The sequence below is a fragment of the Virgibacillus necropolis genome, from assembly GCF_044793635.1.
Lineage (GTDB): Bacteria > Bacillota > Bacilli > Bacillales > Amphibacillaceae > Virgibacillus_F > Virgibacillus_F necropolis_A.
Map to the genome: position 1 here is coordinate 191660 of NZ_CP084992.1, position 18523 is coordinate 210182.

Sequence of the window (18523 nt, forward strand, 5' to 3'; positions counted from 1 at the left end):
GAGGATATTATGAAGCAGAAAGTTATAGCAATTGTGGGACCTACAGCTGTAGGGAAAACGAAATTAAGTATAGAAATAGCAAAACAATTTAACGGAGAAATCATTAGCGGAGACTCCATGCAAGTATATAGAGGGATGGATATTGGAACTGCTAAAATCACAGAGGAAGAAAAAGAAGCCATTCCTCATTATATGATTGACATAAAAGAACCAAGTGAAACTTTTTCTGTAGCCGATTTCCAACAAACTGTTAAAGGTCATATTGAAAAAATTTCAGCATCTGATCATTTACCGATCATCGTTGGAGGTAGCGGACTATATATTCAATCAGCATTATATAATTATAATTTTGCCAATGATGCTAGGGATCCTGAACGAACAACACAACTAGAAAAAGAATTGGAGGAATTAGGTTCCTCTCAATTACATAACCGTTTAAAAGAGATTGATCCAGAACAAGCTTCGAAAGTACATCCTAATAACCATAGACGTCTTATTCGTGCAATTGAAATTTATGAAACAACTGGCAAAACAATGTCAGCTTACCAGGCTGAACAAAAAGAGTCCGATTATGATCCAATTTTCATTGGGTTAGAAATGGATCGCGGGATGTTATATTCCCGGATAAACAATAGGATTGACAAAATGATGCAAGATGGATTACTTTACGAAGTACATCAGCTTTATTCTAAGGGATTTGGAAATCACCAATCTATGCGGGGAATCGGTTATAAAGAGTTTATCCCTTATTTTAAAGGGGAATATCCACTTGAAGAAGCCATCGAGTTATTAAAACGCAATTCACGACGCTTTGCTAAACGTCAGTACACGTGGTTTAAAAATAAGATGGATGTTACATGGTACACTGTAACACCCGAAACAATTGATGAAAAATTTCGAACTATTTTATCGGATTTAGCAGGAATGTTGAGATAAAAGTAGAAGTAAATATATATAGATAGAAAAGGAGGAAACGGGATGGCACAATCGGTAAACATACAAGAACAATATTTAAACCAATTACGTAAAGATCATATTTCTGTTACTGTATTTTTATTAAATGGATTTCAATTAAGAGGAGTCGTTAAAGCATTTGATAACTTTACTGTCTTATTAGAGTCAGATGGTAAGCAACAACTTATATTCAAACATGCGATTTCAACTTTTGCACCTATTAAAAATATATCGCTAGATAAAGAATAAAAGCGGAAAGGGACACTCGATTAATTTGAGCGTCCCTTTTTATATTGCAAGGAAAGTTTATACTAAAGTCTGTCTAGCTCCAGCGCCTAGCCCCTCGAGTTTTTAAGTCAAATCTCTTTGTGATAAAAATCATCACTAAGAGATTGGGTGTTTTTGCCCATCCCCTCGAAAGGGGGGAATAGTAAAAGCAGCAATCCATTTTGAATTGCTGCCAAACGGTTAAAGACTTGATTCGTATTCTTTTACTCTTCTATAAAATGTGTTGCTTTTCATACCTACTCTTTTCATGGCCTCTACAGCCGTTATTTTATTTTGTTTCCATTCAGGATAGACGGATTTAAATGTTTCATTTATCTCCATCTTTTTTCTACCAAATTTAACCCCATTCTGAATAGCAGTCCGAATCCCTTCTTCCTGCCTTTCCTTTATTCTTTTGCGTTCATCTTCTGCCATGTAACTTAGTAATTGTAGGATTAAATCAGAGATTAAGGATTCAATACCGTTTAAATCCTTATATTTCGTGGTATCAAGAAGGGGCATATCTAATACCGTAATATCAATTTTTCTTTCCTTAATCAATTCCTGCCATTCGTCCAATATCATTTGCTTATTTCGCCCTAGCCTATCTAGTGACTTAATATATAAAATGTCTCCGTCCCTAAACATTCGCTTCATCAATTGATATTCTGGCCTTTTAAAGTCCTTCCCACTAGCTTTTTCTATAAATATGTACTCTTCTGCAATACCAATTTCTTTGGCGGTAGAAATTTGCCGTTCTAAAGACTGATCCTTGCTACTAACTCTTGCATAGAAAAAATGTCTCATAGGTATCCCCTACACTTTCTGTAAATTGATGATTATTCTGTTTCGATGTATTCAGTCTATCTATTCCATAATATATCTATTATATTTCTCTTTCAAAACGTATACAAGGTTACTGCAATATTTCAAATCTAATTATGTTATACTTACGACATACAAAAGTCGCGGCAAACAGGCTATTTCAAAAGGTTTACTTTTTGAAAGGGCTTGTTAGACAACAAAATATCAATCTAGTTACATGAAAGGGCAGATATGGATATTGAAAAAAACAGAACCGAACAAAAACGTTTGAGAATTCTAGGTGAGGTAGAAATAAAAGCTATTTTTGGTAGACCGCGCTTCACATATGAAGATCGGTGTCATTATTTTTCTCTTTCACAGCCTGAGGAAGAATTGCTATATATGTTGCGTTCTCTCAAGTCAAAGGCTTATTTTGTTTTGCAACTTGGCTATTTTAAGGCCAAAAACCTGTTTTTTACATTTGATCTCCGTGAAGTCGAGGAGGACCTTCAGCATGTTCTGAGGTACTATTTCAATAACAATAAAATGGAGGATCTAAGTTCAATTGATAAGTTTACTAGATTAAAACAACAGCGTTTGATTCTTGAACTATTCAGTTATCGTAATTGTGATACAGAAGAACGACAACAGATGGAGAAAAAGGCTCGTAAGGCTGTCACGTTTTGTAGTAAACCGATCTTCATCTTTCGTGAAATCATGAATGATTTATCCGAGCAACGCATCGTTGCGCCAGGTTACAGCTTTATGCAAGAAACGGTAGGGAAGGCCATAACATCCGAACAAAACCGCCTAATCCAAATGATGCATCATCATTTAGAACAGCCTGATATCGAATCCTTGAAACAACTGTTAAAAGATTCTCAAGGGTTGTATGAAATTACACAGCTTAAACGGGAACCAAAAGATTTTAGTGTTAAAGAAATAAAACGTGAGATGGATCGAGGTAAACAAATTCAGCCTTTATATCGACTTGCCCATACATTGTTACCAAAGTTAGGTATTTCTAATGAAAGCATCAAATATTATGCCTCATTGGTTGGCTATTACTCCGTCTACAAGCTTAAAAGACTAGATGAATGGGTCGTTTACGTTTATTTATTATGTTTTGTCTACCACCGCTATCAACGAATGAACGACAATCTGATCAATACGTTCATTTACAATGTCAGGCACTACATAGATGAATCGAAATCTGTAGCTAAAGACCAGGTGTATGAGAGCTACACAGAAACCAACCAAAACATGAAAAGGGCTGGGCAGGTACTAAAAATATTTACCGACGATACCATTGCAACGAATACACCTTTTCAGGATATCCAGGATCGGGCATTTGCTATTCTGGAACGCCAAAAGCTTGAAGGTCTAGCTGATCAGATTGTCACAAATACGAAGTTGGATGATACAGCCCTCCAATGGGAACACATAGATAAGTTAGCTGGGCAATTCAAACGGCGTTTACGACCTTTGTTTCTTATGGTTGATTTCGCAGCACCTTCGATGAATGATCCGCTGATTGAAGCCATCCATTTTATGAAGCTGGCTTTTAGTAAGAATAAATCATTAGGACAATATCCCTCTGATGATTTACCCAATCAATTCATATCAGACAGTATAAAGCACTACATCTATAAACAGGAGTTATTGGTGGATCGCTATGAATTTTTAATCTATCGCCTTTTACGTAATCGCTTAGAGGCAGGTGATATTTTTTGTCGTGAGAGTATTCGATTTCGTAGCTTTGAGGATGACCTAATAGATGACCATCAATGGCAACAGAAAGAAAAATTGATGGCCGATGTCGGCCTATGCGACGTCAGTCTGCCTATCCGCGATCATTTGGCGGATCTTGTGCAGAGACTTGAAGCTCGCATTATAGAGGTTAACCAACGTATTGCATCAGGAGATAATGACCATTTACAAATCAAAAAACATGGTTCACACAGCCGTTGGACACTCCCGTATGCCCGGGAAACCGAGTCCGCCAACCATTCATTTTTCGATGTGTTAAAGCAAATTGATATTGGAAGTATTTTACATTACGCTAATCAACATTGTCAATTTATTGAGGCGTTTGAGCACATTTTGGGGCGTTATGCTAAACAGAACAAGGAAAGCAAAACCCTTGTCGCTTGCCTGATTGCCTGGGGAACCAACATGGGTCTAGGTAGGATGGGAGAAATATCCGATATCGACTATCCCTTGCTTTCAACCACATCAGATAACTTTATTCGTCTGGAGACCCTAAAGGAAGCCAATGATCGTGTCAGTAATGCAATAGCCAAGCTTCCCATTTTTCAACATTACGATATTGATGACGTCATACATTCCAGTAGCGATGGGCAGAAATTTGAAACGGGAATCAATACGATTAATTCGCGCCATTCACCCAAATACTTTGGACTTAAAAAAGGGATTGTTTCTTATACAATGGTAGCTAACCATATTCCTGTTAATGCCCGGATAATCGGCGCAAATGAGCATGAAAGTCATTACGTGTTCGATATTTTATACAACAATACAACCGATATTCAACCTAATGTGCATTCCACCGATACCCATGGGACCAATGAAGTTAATTTTTCCATCCTTCACCTTTTCGGTTACCAGTTTGCACCACGTTATCGGGATATATATGATAAAGTCAGCAAATCCCTATATGGATTCAAACACCCAAGCCAATACGGGGAAGAATTGATCAAGCCAGTCCGAAAAATCAACACCAATCTTATTGAGGAAGAGTGGGAAAATATTCAGCGTATTGTATTATCACTTGCTCTCAAAACAACAACACAGAGCATTATCATAGGAAAGCTCAGTGCTTATGCACGTAAAAACAAAACCAAACGTGCTTTGTGGGAGTATGATAACATCATAAAGAGTTTATATTTTCTGGATTATATTGATTCTCCACCACTGCGTCAAAATGTGCATCGAACACTAAATCGAGGCGAAAGTTATCATAAATTACGTAGGGCGGTATCCCACTCCAATTTTGGTAAACTACGTTTCAAAACTGAACAAGATCAACACATATGGGGTGAGTGTAGCCGTCTGCTTGCCAATTGCATTATTTATTACAATGCCAGCATTTTATCTAAGATGCTGATTCACAGAGAAAAAGAGGGGCAAGATTCAGATGTACTGAAACGGATTTCCCCCGTTGCATGGCAGCATATCAATCTCTACGGCCATTATGAATTTAATAAAAGCCAAGAGTCTATTAACATAGATGCCATCATTCGGGAACTAGCCCAATTAAAGTTATCCCCGGATGAATAAACGATGCGTAACCGGGCAATTTCAATACTCCAAAAGGAAGGGAAGAATACACATGTCACCGGAACCCAATTGGCAACCCATACGTCATTTACCGATGATTGCAAAGATGATCGATGGACAACTCGAGCATGCACAAGAACAATACCTCAATTTATTAGAAGCTCGGTCAACACCGCATGTGTTAGATGACGACACGGTACACAGTGTCATCCAATCCTATACAGAACAGCTTGAATCTGTACCCATCTATGAAAAGCAACTTGAAAGATGGCAAACGGAAGCGACACCCGATCAACAGCGTGAAATTCAACTTTTGCAAAAGCAAGTCAGAAAGTGGAAACAGGTTATAACCGATATTTTGGATTTGGCGGATGAACTAAAAGAGGGAACCAGTGAAAAGGTCATGTCAAAAAGTGACTTGGAACTCGGTATACAAAGCTTTAAAAAAACAGATCGTTGATAGAGGATACAATCAAATTAAACTCGCTTTGTAAAAAAAATATCGGAGCATGCTGCCGATATTCAAGAATCGATCCATTTTGTTGAAGATCACTATGAAATTTTGAGGAGGAAAACAAAATTTTGTATGTTGGAAAATATTCAAACCACCAAAACTAGTAGAATTATTGAAATCTAGTTTATTGTAAACTTAAATCGATAAGTGGTAATAAAAACGACACCTTCTAAACGAGAAAGTGTCGCTTTTTCACATACCTCTATAGAGTTTATTAAAGGTTAGTCATGCCATTCTACTTGGATTTTATCTACAACGGTAGAAGATTTCGTAAATTTTAAATACAATTCTTCATTACCAGCTTCAGTATTTACGCCAGACCATGGAACACAGACATCTCCTGAACCAATTGTTGTTTTATCAACAAAATCATTTTTAGAAAGGTTATCATGTTCCCAAAGCTCTATACCATAACTATAAGCTTGATCATAAAAACATACCATTACACCACCACCAGAAACAGATTGAGGTTCAGTAGTAGTGAGGTTATCTACGTACCAAATGTCTGTTGCAATGTGCTGCCAACCTGGAGCATCAGATAGTAATGGTATCTGATCATCTGATGTCATTTCTAGGTTCATTTCTGGTAGTACTATTTCTTTAACAACTTCAGTTCGTTGTGATGTTTCTTTTTCCGACGCCAGAGAAAGTGTAGGAAGTGCAAGCATAAATATTAATGTTAGCGCTATCAATGTCATGAATTTCTTCAACCCAACCGCCCCCTTGCTATGATTTGTTATTCGTTTCTATAAAGGTATGTCTGTATATATATTCGACGAAAATAATTAAACTCCTTTTTAAGAGTAATCAAATAAATCTATGAATTTATCTTAATAAATATGGTATCATTAGAATTAATACATTGCATTATTGAGTAATTTAATTCATAGTTATTAATGTGGAGGTGGAAAGGTTGGAAATTAATAAAGAGGTTTTAAAAGGGCATATTGATATGTTAATCCTTTCTCTTTTATTAAAAAAGGATATGTATGGATATGAGTTAGCTAAATTAGTTCGAAAAAAAAGCGATAATCAATTTGAATTAAAGGAGGGTACCCTCTATTTATCTTTAAAGCGTTTAGAAAAAAATAAATGGATTAAATCTTATTGGGGTGACGAACAAGGCCCTGGTGGAAGACGTAAATATTACAAATTAACTACATTGGGTGAGACCGGTTTTGATGAGAAACGTTTAGAATGGAAGTTTGTTAAAAAAATAATTGACTTGTTTATTGAAGGAGGCGAAAATAAGTGAATAAAATTGAATCATTTATAGAAAAGGCTTATCAAGGCGCAAATGGAAGTGATAAAAAGATAAGAGAGTTAAAATTAGAATTAAAAAATCATTTGTTAGAGACAGTTTTTGAATTGAAGTCAGAAGGTAAATCTGAAGATGAGGCAATAGACATTGCTATTGATCGTTTTGGTGGGGAGGAACAAATTCGATCAATTTTTCCTGAGTTATTTCGTGTAAAAAAAATGTTTGCGAAAAAAATACTTTATATTGGATTAGTGTTTCTTATGTTAGCGGTTATCACTTTAGGAGTAAGGTTTTTTAGTAATATAAATAACGCTAATTTAACAGAAGAACTTACAGTCGAGTTACATCATAAATTAGGAACAAAAAATATTGAAATAGCCGATACGAAAGAATATATTGAATCAATTGTTGAAGATAGTATGTACATTAATGGTATAGAATTAAAATATAAAGGTTCAACTCCTCCTACTACTTATGAATATAAACAGGATGTTTGGATACCCGATATTTTGCAAACAGATTTTCAAATTAATTTTGATAAATGGTATGTCGATATAGATACAATTCGAATGGATTCAATCGCTTACGGAATTTTCTTTTTAGCTTTTCTAAATTATTGGGTGTTATTTGCAATTTGGGCAATCGTTAACGCATATCATCAAAAAAGATTAAATTTCGGCTGGATTCTTATTTTTTCTGTGTTAAATGTTGTAGGCTATATGATATTTAGATTGGTTGGTGAAAGTAAAAATCGATTTGAATATATTTAAGTGCTTGTAGTGCTTATGTATGCGTTAGCTTATGAACTTGATTTGACTATATCACAATACGATCGGGCGCTTTTCTTGAATTGAAGGGAGCGCCCTTTTCTCATTCTGCATTGGGGAGAATATACCTTATTCCACCTTTCCGAGGGGATGGGCAAAAACACCCAGATTCGTCTTAAACTTGTCGGGGCTGACCAAGGCGCTTGCGCTTTTCTTAATTGTCTATCTCCATCTCATTCGCTTCTCTAATTGGGCGTTTGTCACAACTTTTTCAATTCGTGCGTATACTAAATTGACTAAGGGGTGATGATTTGGAATCGCAAAAGATGCAAAATAAAAATGGGCAAATTAATATTGTTTTATATGATAAAGAAGGCGTGAAGGTTGAACCTGACCAACGTCAACGTATATCCTATAATGAAAGTAGCCCGTTTTATCGTATTGACCAAGAATTCTCATCATTCGTAGGAATGGACTATCTAAAGCATTCTATAAAAGAAATATATGCCATGATTACTATTAATGAAAAACGTAAACAAGTGGGCCTTAATTCCTCTAATCAAGTGCTTCATATGTTATTTAAAGGTAATCCTGGTACTGGGAAAACAACAATTGCCAGGAAATTAGCTTCTGTTTATTATGATATGAATATACTTTCAAAAGGGCATTTTATCGAAGCAGAACGAGCAGATTTAGTTGGCGAGTATATTGGGCAAACAGCTCAAAAGACACGTGCTATCATACAAAAAGCGGCCGGAGGCATATTATTCATTGATGAAGCGTATTCCCTTGCACGTGGTGGGGAGAAGGATTTTGGTAAGGAAGCAATTGACACTTTAGTGAAACACATGGAGGATGACCATGATGATTTTGTGTTAATTTTGGCAGGTTATCCATATGAAATGGAGCGGTTTTTATTATTAAATCCAGGTTTAAAGTCCAGATTTCCTTTCATCCTTGATTTCCAGGATTATGCTGTTGATCAACTACTGCAAATCGCCAAAAAAATGTTGCAAGAGCGAGAATATCAATTAACAAATGAGGCCGAATGGAAGTTGAGGGAACAGATTATATTAGAAAAAAATCATTCTCCACATAATTTTTCCAATGCGCGTTTTGTCAGAAATGTTATTGAACAATCCATTCGAAAACAGGCTATGCGTATACTGAAACAGAATAAAATTTCTACGGATACATTGATAACCCTAACTAGGCAGGACCTGGTCTTTGATAAATTGTCTAGTTATTAGGTAAGCTAAGTAAACCTTATCATACAAATTGTGATAAGGTTTTCACTTTGCTATGATATATTTATGAATGAAGAAAGAGGTCTGATAATAATGCAGGAACAAATATTAGTTGTAGCAGTTAAGCATCAAGATCAAACAGATGAGCATTTCGAATCTTCTTTGGAAGAATTATCCTCATTATGCAATACAGCAGGGGGTATAGTTAAGAAAATTGTTACGCAAAACAGAAATCGTATACATCCTGCAACCTATATTGGTGAAGGAAAAATTGAAGAGATAACTCAGTTTATCGAAGAATTTGAAATTGACATTGTTATTTCAAATGATGAACTATCTGCGGGACAAACGAGAAATTTATCCGATCGTTTTGGTGTTCGTTTGCTTGATCGAAGTCAGTTAATACTTGATATTTTTGCTATGCGTGCGAAAACCAAAGAGGGTAAACTTCAAGTAGAGCTTGCGCAACTTCAATACTTATTACCTAGACTTCATGGACAAGGAACCCAATTATCACGCTTGGGTGCAGGAATCGGAACAAGGGGACCAGGAGAAACCAAATTAGAAACAGACCAGCGCCACATAAGACGCAGAATTTATGATATTAAACGTAGATTTAAAGTAGTAGAAAGCCAGCGCGCGCAATACCGCAAACGAAGAAAAACAAATCAAGCATTTCAAATCGCAATTGTTGGTTATACAAACGCTGGGAAATCAACATTGTTTAACAAAATTACAAAAGAACAATCTCTCGAAGAAGATCAATTGTTTGCGACACTTGACCCTTTGACGAGACACTTTCAGTTCCCTTCCGGATTTCAAGCATTGGTTACAGATACGGTTGGATTTTTACAGGATCTTCCTACATCACTTATCGCTGCATTCAAGTCGACATTAGAAGAAGTGACGGAAGCAGATTTTATTATACATGTAGTAGATGGTTCACATCCCGACAAGGAACAACACCAGGAAACCGTTCTTAAGCTACTCCGAGATTTAGATGCAACGTCCATACCAATTCTAACGGTATATAATAAAAAGGATAAAATGAACGAAGAATTTATCCCTAATAATCATCCATATATCGTAATAAGTGCATTCGATAAAGCAGACATTACTAGACTATTTACAAAAATTGAATCGCTATTAGAATTAGAATGGGATTGGTATTCAACAGTTTTGGAACCTGATGAAGGGAAAATGATCAACAGGCTAGAACATGAAACCATAATGAGAGGAAGAGAATTTGACGAGGAATTAGATAAATATAAAATAAATGGCTACATTAGGCAAAACCATCCAATACAAAACATATTAAAGGAGCAATAATCGATTCATGATAGAAAAATTAGCAAAAGAAGCCGAATCAGATTGTAAAGAACAACACGAAAAAGTATCTTCCATCGTAGAAAATAATCAGAAGCGTGTGCTGGATGCATTTAAAGGCAATCGTGTAAGTGATAGTCATTTTAACGCAACAACTGGTTATGGGTATGATGACTACGGGAGAGAAGTAATTGAAAAAGTTTATGCGGATATATTTGGTGGAGAGGATGCCCTGGTCCGCCCGCAGTTGGTTTCGGGGACACATGCCATTTCGACAACTTTATTTGGGATACTACGCCCATCTGATGAACTTATGTATATTACCGGTAAACCATATGACACATTAGAAGGTGTTATAGGAAAACACGAAAATGATAATGGATCGTTAAAAAATTATAAAATTACTTATAAACAAATTGACTTGTTAAATGGTGGTAAAATAGATTTTGACCAGGTAAAGAAGTCAATATCAAACCATACAAAAATTATTGGTATACAGCGTTCTAAGGGATATGCGGACAGGCCATCTTTTACAATTAAAGAAATTGAAGAGATGGTCCATTTCGTTAAAAACATTGATGAATCTATCATTGTATTTGTTGATAACTGTTATGGAGAATTTGTTGAAGAAATTGAGCCGCTTCACGTTGGGGCAGATATTATTGCGGGGTCTTTAATAAAAAATCCCGGGGGTGGAATTGTACGAGCAGGCGGATATATCGTTGGAAAAGAAGATCTTGTGGAAAAGTGCGCACATCGATTAACCGCTCCAGGACTTGGTAAAGAAACAGGAGCTACATTAAACATGTTACAAGAAATGTTCCAGGGATTGTTTTTAGCTCCACATGTTGTTGGCGAAGCATTGAAGGGTGCTATTTTTACAGCTAGACTACTCGAGCTTGCAGGGTTTTCATCAAATCCCCATTATCAAGCAAACCGAACTGACCTGATACAGTCCGTAACATTTCAGACCGCTGAGCAAATGATAGATTTTTGTCAAAAAATTCAACAAAACTCTCCTGTAAACTCGTTTGTTACGCCATATCCAAGTGAAATGCCTGGATATGATAGTGAGGTAATCATGGCAGCGGGGACGTTTATTCAAGGTGCAAGTTTGGAATTAACAGCTGACGGACCAATACGTGAACCCTACACCGCATTTGTTCAAGGCGGTTTGACGTATGAACATGTAAAGATTGCATTAAAGGAATCTATAAAAACTCTCATAAGTTAGGGTTAAAATTTGTCTAAATAGGGTAAAAGAAAAAGGGTTACGGTTGTGACTCTTTTTTTATTGTGAGGAAAGCTTACATTGATTTGACAAATAACCTTACATAGTATATAGTTAGATTATTAAGAAAGAAGGAGGGTGTCCTATGAATGATCAGGATCGCCGTTCGATGCCCTTATTTGCAATAGGGATTGTTATAAAGTTAACAGAATTAACTGCCAGACAAATTAGGAATTACGAGGATAATGACTTGATTCAACCGGAAAGAACAACTGGAAATCAACGATTATTTTCATTTAATGATGTAGACCGTCTCCTGGAAATAAAGAACCTTCTAGATAAAGGCGTAAATTTGGCAGGTGTTAAATTAATGCTGGATCCATCTACGAATGCTGAAATTACAGAAGATAAGCCAACTGAAATAACAGATCGCGAATTAAGAAAAATGCTTAAACATGAATTGCATGAAGCAGGGCGATTTGGTAAATCAAGTTTACGACAAGGTGAGTTATCCAGATTTTTTCATTAAAATACATGCATTTAATCCAAGGAGGATGAACGATGAGTTCAGAAATGACGAAGGAAAATATTTATAAGATTATTGAGGAAGAAAATGTAAGATTTATCCGTTTGCAATTTACGGATATGCTGGGAACAATTAAAAATGTCGAAATTCCATTAAGCCAACTAGAAAAAGCATTTGAAAATAAAATGATGTTTGATGGTTCTTCTATTGAAGGTTTCGTTCGAATTGAAGAATCGGATATGTACTTATATCCTGATTTAAGTACATTTGTTGTGTACCCATGGACATCAGATAAAGGGAAAGTTGCACGTTTTATTTGTGATATTTATAATCCAGATGGCACACCATTTGAAGGTTGTCCAAGATACAATTTAAAACGCAACCTAAAAAAGATGGAGAAGTTAGGTTTTACTGCATTTAATATCGGAACTGAACCTGAATTTTTCTTATTTAAACTAGATGAAAAAGGTGAACCTTCTTTAGAATTAAACGATAGAGGTGGTTATTTCGACCTTGCACCTACAGATTTAGGTGAAAATTGCCGACGTGATATCGTACTTGAGCTAGAAGAAATGGGATTTGAAATTGAAGCATCTCACCATGAAGTAGCCCCAGGACAACACGAAATAGACTTTAAATATTCAGATGCGGTTAAACACGCTGACGATATTCAAACATTTAAATTAGTTGTTAAAACTATCGCTAGAAAACATAATTTACATGCTACCTTTATGCCAAAACCATTATTTGGCGTCAATGGATCTGGAATGCATGTAAACATGTCCTTATTTAAAGGAAGCGAAAACATGTTCTATGATGAAAAGGGAGATATGGAGCTAAGTGATTTGACGTTCCAATTTACAGCAGGAATCATCAAGCATGCAACGAATTTCACCGCTATTACAAATCCAACGGTAAATTCATATAAACGTCTAGTCCCTGGTTATGAAGCACCATGTTATGTAGCGTGGTCAGGTCAAAACCGTAGTCCATTAGTACGTATTCCATACTCAAGGGGATTAAGTACACGAATAGAAGCTCGTAGTGTGGATCCTGCCGCAAACCCTTATATGGCAATGGCAGTTCTTCTTGCAGCTGGATTAGATGGAATTGAAAATAAACTAACTCCACCTAACCCAGTTGATCGTAATATCTATGCTATGGATAAAGCTGAGCGCATTAAAAATGGAGTGAAAGATCTTCCAGCAACGTTAATGGATGCTCTTAAAGAACTTGAAGAAGATGAAGTTATTAAAGAAGCGCTTGGAGATCATTTATATGAGCACTTTATAGAAGCGAAGGAAATTGAATGGGATATGTTCCGCACGACTGTTCACCCTTGGGAGAGAGAACAATATTTAACTAGCTATTAACGTTGATTTAAAAGGTTAATATCGTGGGTGAGATATAAAATGAGTATCGAAAAGTAATGTTCATCCACGAAATACCTACAGAAAATATATAAAATTAATTTACTTTAAAATATCGTCCATGTAAGATTTTGGGCGGTATTTTTTTGTTCCATTTTCTTTGATCGTGAGAGTATATACATCGGCAATATCGTATGCTGTAACGTAGAATACTGGGAAACTGTGTCAATTTAAATAAAGATGATTTTGCCCATCATATTAACCAGCTAATTGCAACAGATCCAAATGCTTCTTTTGTCTTCGTAATGTGATAGGTTATAGAAAGTTTGTCAGCCTGAAGGAAGAAGGTATGATGTAATGGATAGACATGTTGCACATAAAAGCAAGAAGCAAGGTCGCGAAGGTTGTCAGATAAATTCGGTAAAGATTTATATTGATGAATACAATTATTTTCAAACCATTTATGTTTATCTTCGTCAAAATAGAAATAAAAAAAATGATTCCGCCCAGGACATACGGTGATAAGCAGGGCCTTGCGTTTTGTTCCGGGAAAGGAAAGTATAAATGAAACTCTGTCCAGCTCCAGTGCCCAGCGCCTATTGGGCTTCCTTCACCTCCGTACGATAAGTCAACATCGGTTCGCTTTAGCTCACCGTGCTTCCTTTATCTCCTTCGGTTCAGTCCAGTCCATACGCCGCTTAACGGGCGCTTGCGCTTTTCGTACGATAGTTCGTTTTACTGCCGGCTTTAGGTAGTATATAATGGGTTGTCAAAGAAGAAGAAAAGATGTGAAGTGACTATGAATAAAAAAAAGAACAGCGTATATAAAGAATCGGGAAAAAAGCAACGCTATCGATCTGAAAAACAGTACGGGAAACAGCACTCAGCGAAGGGGAGTCGAACGGACGGCAAATCCAAAGGCAAGCATACGGCAAACGATGTGCGACAGCGTAGCCGGAAAACCATAACCGCAAAGGTGACCTGTTCAGGCCTGACCAATGACGGTAAGGGCATTGCCCAGTGGGAAGGGAAGCAGCTGGAAGTAGCGCATCTGATGCCTGGTGAAACGGCTGAGGTGAACGTATCAACAAGGGGACGATATGTTAACACGGAGCTGAAGCGGGTGATCAACCCGTCTAAAGACCGGGTCAAGCCATCATGCCCGTATTTCTACGAGTGCGGAGGATGTCAGCTGCAACATATGAACGAGCAGGCGCAAATGCGTTTCAAGCAGGAAACCATAGATACACTCATGAAGCCGTTCGGAAATCCGGAAGCCATTTTGATCATGGACCATCCGTATGATTACAGGAACAAGAGCCATACGACATTCGGTCTGAATAAGCAGCGGCAGGTCATTGGTGGGCTGTACGCCCAGAACACCCATCGGATCATACCGATGGAGCGGTGTCAAATTCATGATCCGAACGCGGACGAGATTGGGCAGACCATCAAGGGCATGATGAAGTCCTTTAAAATGCAGCCGTACAACGAAGACACCGGACGGGGCTTCCTGCGGCACGTGCTGATAAAGGTCGGCAAGGTCAGCGGTGAAATCATGGTGGTGCTGGTAGTAGCATCACCTGTGTTCAAGGGCAGTAATAATTTTGTGAAAGCACTAAGAAAGGCACACCCAGAAATTTCGACCATCCTGCTGAACGTGAATAACCGGGACACCAGCATGGTTCTGGGCAATCAGGAAAAAGTGCTGTTTGGTAAGGGGACTATAACAGATACCCTCTGCGGACTGAAGTTCGATATCTCTGCTAAATCCTTCTATCAGATTAATCCGGTCCAGACGGAAAAGTTGTATGCAAAGGCTATTGAAATGGCAGAGCTGACTGGAAATGAAACCGTGGTGGATGCGTACTGCGGGATTGGTACGATCGGTCTGATTGCCAGCCAGAAAGCCGGAAAGGTCATTGGTGTGGAGCTGAATAAAGATGCAGTTCGCGACGCTATCCACAATTCAAAGCGCAACGGCGTGAAAAATGCCCGATTCTATCAGGGGGACGCCGGGGAGTTCATGGTGAAGATGGCAGCACGTGGAGAGAAAGCCGATGTGGTGATTATGGATCCACCACGGAGCGGGAGTGACGAAGCTTTCTTGTCCAGTGTGGTAAAGCTGCAGCCGAAGCGGGTAGTGTATGTGTCCTGTAATCCGGTGACGCAGGCACGGGATTTGAAGTACTTGGTGAAGAATGGCTATGCGGTTGAAGGTATTCAGCCGGTGGATATGTTTCCGCAGACGGTTCATGTAGAAGCAGTCACAAAATTAGTGCTAAAAGTGTAGCCCAACATTAGAAACGTGCTATTAACAACATTAACTTGTGAAATCTCCCTTTTTTGATAATAAAAACGTGTGAAAAGGCGTGAGAAAAGGTGAGTCGTAAGTTATTAATTTTACTGAACAAAAAGTGTCTAACGAACAAAAGCGCAAGCGCCCGTTTAGCGACGTATGGATTGGACTGAACCGTATGAGATTAGATGAACTTGACTTATCGCCAGTAATGGCGAAAGTCAAAGTGAATCTTATGCTGTGATGAAGTGAAAAGGAAACACGGTAAGCGTAAGCGAACCGATGTTGACTTATCGTAAGGAGGTAAAGGTAATCCACTAGTCGCTGGGCGCTGGAGCTGGACGTGGCCCTACATGGTGACCAAAATAATCAATGTTAATATTTTATACATTCTTTACGTGTAAAAAATACCCTTGGTACTTAAAAGCAACTATGATCCACTTTTAGAGAAAAAGTGTAAGGGGTTCCGATTCAGGTTATGTTTGGAGGGGAATTTAAAATGAAAAAGTTTGGACTTTATATTTTCACTCCTATTATTTCTTTTTTTTCAGGCTATTACTTTTATGCTTTATCAATAAACTTTCTTTTAGGTGGGTCAATAGATGGCGATGTTGACGCTGTTCTGTTTTGGGGAGGCCAAGCCTACTTTTTGTGTGGGGTTCCTTTTTATTTTTTAATCATTTACTATATTGATAAGACATTCTCTCGTTATAAGATTCTTCTTTACCCACTCGGATGTGTGATAGGATTTTTAATCCCTGTATTGGCTATAATGATGACTTGGGGATACGAGGGATTATTTTCGCCAGATATAGTGTCTTTTTATTATTTTTTCATAGGAGCAGGATTGATTTTTGGATTATTTAACTGGGGGTTTAAAAGGGTACTCGACTAAGTAAGTTAACCTTAAGGTTCCAACACCACTTTTTTAGGGTCAAATAATCCCTCTAGAGATTGGGGAATCATAAACAGACATGAAAATACTTACTAAATTGTTGTGTAAGGGTTACTCCCAAATGTCGGCCATGTACTTTTTGTACTGGTCGATTTTTTTGCACACATTGAACAAATAAAAAACTAGAGTTATACAATTTAACCCTAGATAAAGAAGATAGTTGAAATTTAATTTAGCAGGTTAATCACAGATATTCCTAAAGGTGTCCTTTTATTTTTGTTTCTTCTTAATTAATGAAGCCAGCCAAATTGTTTGCAATAAAGAAGTAGTCATACCTACAGTCATCATAATCGTGTCAATTTGTTTCTTCTTCTTAAACATTATAATCATTCCTTTATTAGTTTATAGATAGTATTCCGACTTATTTCGTTACTATTCATAATGTCTGGGAATTAAAGGAACCTGCTAATATAAGAAAAACACCGTAATTCGCTCCGTTTTAATAGCGAATTACGGTGTTTTTCCAAACATCTTATTTAGTTGGGAGGAATGATTGTTCGCACGGTTAATTCGCAGTTAGTTCGTCAACCTTTCTTTTTAGCTCTTCTAGGATTCTATCTGCTTCAGCTTGGATTGCGTCAGCGTGCGCATTCATTCTATCTGTTTGCACCTGATCAAGCTTCTGTTTCATATATGCCTGAGCCTCATCTAGCACTCTTAGGCGTTCAGTTTCTACAAACATCACCATGTCGTGGTGTACCTGCGTTCCTATTTCTTCAATCCGTTCCTGGTACTCCTTTTCAATTTGAGCCTCCATCTGTCCTTGCTGGTTTTCAAGCATTTTTGCATAATAGTTCGTTGCTGCAAAAGTCATGCTACCCCCGATAAGAAATGCAATTACTGTTAACGCAATAACCTTTTTTTTCATTAGTTGTTAACCTCCTTCTATCGGTCTTCACTAATATATTTAGGGCAAATTTTTGGTATTAATATAATTTATTATATTAACTTTCCTATAATTTAGTACCAAAAAAACCTTGAGCAGTTAATTCTGCACCAAGGTTTTTTAAGTGATTAATGAATATTTCGATATAAACCTACTACTTTACCTAAAATGGTTACATTTTGATAGATTAAGGCTTCCATTGTTGCATTTTCGGGTTGTAAACGAATGTGATCTTTTTCTTTAAAGAATCGTTTCACAGTGGCTTCATTTTCATCCGTCATAGCAACGACTATTTCTCCATTTTGAGCGACATTTTGTTGTTTTACGATTACCATGTCTCCATCCAGTATGCCAGCCTCTATCATGCTTTCCCCCTGTATAATTAGTACAAAAATATTATCGTCAGGTGATGATGAAGAGCTAGGTAATGGAATAAATTCCTCGATATTTTCAACTGCGGTTATTGGTATACCAGCGGTTACTTTACCTATAACAGGTGCATATCGAACTGCCTCTCTTGGAACATTGCTTTCTAATGATAGATCCATTACTTCAATTGCCCTTGGTTTTGTTGGGTCTCTTCTAATATACCCTTTACTTTCTAATCTTGATAAGTGCCCGTGAACGGTTGAACTAGATGCAAGACCTACTGCTTCTGCTATTTCTCTTACGGATGGCGGATAACCTTTTTTGTTTACTTCATCTTTAATATATTCAAGAATTGTTTCTTGTCTTTTGGATAGTTTTGTCATCTATCTAACACCTCACGCATAGGATTTATTATTGATAGTTTACCACTATTATCTTAAAAAAGCA

17 protein-coding genes are annotated in these 18523 nt (G+C 37.2%); 13 read left to right on the forward strand and 4 right to left on the reverse strand.

Annotation, left to right across the window (positions count from 1 at the left end):
- Positions 1-9: 9 nt before the first annotated feature.
- Both miaA and hfq read left to right on the forward strand, forming a co-directional pair.
- Positions 10-936, forward strand: a complete 927-nt coding sequence (gene miaA / locus LG329_RS00940) for a tRNA (adenosine(37)-N6)-dimethylallyltransferase MiaA (RefSeq protein WP_404452701.1) — start codon at positions 10-12, stop codon at positions 934-936.
- Positions 937-978: 42 nt separating this feature from the next.
- Positions 979-1203, forward strand: coding sequence for an RNA chaperone Hfq (gene hfq / locus LG329_RS00945; protein ID WP_404452702.1), 225 nt, complete (start codon positions 979-981; stop codon positions 1201-1203).
- Between the two features lie 219 nt (positions 1204-1422).
- Here the strand turns inward: hfq and LG329_RS00950 are convergent, their stop codons facing one another.
- Complete coding sequence (locus LG329_RS00950; RefSeq protein WP_404452703.1) at positions 1423-2028, reverse strand: recombinase family protein; 606 nt, start codon at positions 2026-2028, stop codon at positions 1423-1425.
- Positions 2029-2277: 249 nt separating this feature from the next.
- Here LG329_RS00950 and LG329_RS00955 point away from each other — a divergent pair, with 249 nt between their 5' ends.
- Both LG329_RS00955 and LG329_RS00960 read left to right on the forward strand, forming a co-directional pair.
- The gene (locus LG329_RS00955; protein WP_404452705.1) at positions 2278-5325 is read left to right on the forward strand and encodes a Tn3 family transposase; all 3048 of its coding nucleotides are present in this window, start codon (positions 2278-2280) and stop codon (positions 5323-5325) included.
- Positions 5326-5377: 52 nt separating this feature from the next.
- Complete coding sequence (locus LG329_RS00960) at positions 5378-5785, forward strand: hypothetical protein (protein ID WP_404452706.1); 408 nt, start codon at positions 5378-5380, stop codon at positions 5783-5785.
- Positions 5786-6060: 275 nt separating this feature from the next.
- On the opposite strand, the gene LG329_RS00965 is transcribed toward LG329_RS00960, so the two are convergent.
- Positions 6061-6549 (reverse strand): hypothetical protein, encoded by a 489-nt coding sequence (locus tag LG329_RS00965; protein WP_404452707.1) that lies wholly within the window; start codon positions 6547-6549, stop codon positions 6061-6063.
- A gap of 203 nt (positions 6550-6752) precedes the next feature.
- Between LG329_RS00965 and LG329_RS00970 the strand changes: the two genes are divergently transcribed.
- From LG329_RS00970 to LG329_RS01010, 9 genes are all read left to right on the forward strand, one after another.
- A complete protein-coding gene (locus LG329_RS00970) occupies positions 6753-7094 on the forward strand; it encodes a PadR family transcriptional regulator (protein ID WP_404452708.1) in 342 nt (113 codons plus the stop codon).
- Positions 7091-7870, forward strand: coding sequence for a permease prefix domain 1-containing protein (locus LG329_RS00975; protein ID WP_404452709.1), 780 nt, complete (start codon positions 7091-7093; stop codon positions 7868-7870). Before LG329_RS00970 ends, LG329_RS00975 begins: the two co-directional genes overlap by 4 nt.
- 308 nt (positions 7871-8178) lie before the next feature.
- The gene (gene spoVK / locus LG329_RS00980; protein WP_404452710.1) at positions 8179-9117 is read left to right on the forward strand and encodes a stage V sporulation protein K; all 939 of its coding nucleotides are present in this window, start codon (positions 8179-8181) and stop codon (positions 9115-9117) included.
- A 90-nt stretch (positions 9118-9207) separates the two neighbouring features.
- On the forward strand, positions 9208-10443 hold the full coding sequence (gene hflX / locus LG329_RS00985) for a GTPase HflX (protein WP_404452711.1): 1236 nt from the start codon (positions 9208-9210) through the stop codon (positions 10441-10443).
- A gap of 7 nt (positions 10444-10450) precedes the next feature.
- Positions 10451-11674 carry an aminotransferase class I/II-fold pyridoxal phosphate-dependent enzyme gene (locus LG329_RS00990; protein WP_404452712.1) on the forward strand — a complete coding sequence of 408 codons (1224 nt, stop codon included), beginning with the start codon at positions 10451-10453 and terminating at the stop codon, positions 11672-11674.
- 142 nt (positions 11675-11816) lie between these two features.
- Positions 11817-12200: a MerR family transcriptional regulator gene (locus tag LG329_RS00995; RefSeq protein WP_404452713.1), complete on the forward strand. Its 384-nt coding sequence runs from the start codon at positions 11817-11819 to the stop codon at positions 12198-12200.
- Between the two features lie 32 nt (positions 12201-12232).
- A complete protein-coding gene (glnA, locus tag LG329_RS01000) occupies positions 12233-13570 on the forward strand; it encodes a type I glutamate--ammonia ligase (RefSeq protein WP_404452714.1) in 1338 nt (445 codons plus the stop codon).
- A 796-nt stretch (positions 13571-14366) separates the two neighbouring features.
- A complete protein-coding gene (rlmD, locus tag LG329_RS01005) occupies positions 14367-15860 on the forward strand; it encodes a 23S rRNA (uracil(1939)-C(5))-methyltransferase RlmD (protein ID WP_404452715.1) in 1494 nt (497 codons plus the stop codon).
- Between the two features lie 505 nt (positions 15861-16365).
- Positions 16366-16761 (forward strand): hypothetical protein, encoded by a 396-nt coding sequence (locus LG329_RS01010; RefSeq protein WP_404452716.1) that lies wholly within the window; start codon positions 16366-16368, stop codon positions 16759-16761.
- Between the two features lie 565 nt (positions 16762-17326).
- Here LG329_RS01010 and LG329_RS01015 read toward each other — a convergent pair.
- Positions 17327-17689: a hypothetical protein gene (locus LG329_RS01015; RefSeq protein ID WP_404452717.1), complete on the reverse strand. Its 363-nt coding sequence runs from the start codon at positions 17687-17689 to the stop codon at positions 17327-17329.
- Between the two features lie 146 nt (positions 17690-17835).
- Positions 17836-18459 carry a transcriptional repressor LexA gene (gene lexA / locus LG329_RS01020; RefSeq protein ID WP_404452718.1) on the reverse strand — a complete coding sequence of 208 codons (624 nt, stop codon included), beginning with the start codon at positions 18457-18459 and terminating at the stop codon, positions 17836-17838.
- Positions 18460-18523 lie beyond the last annotated feature (64 nt).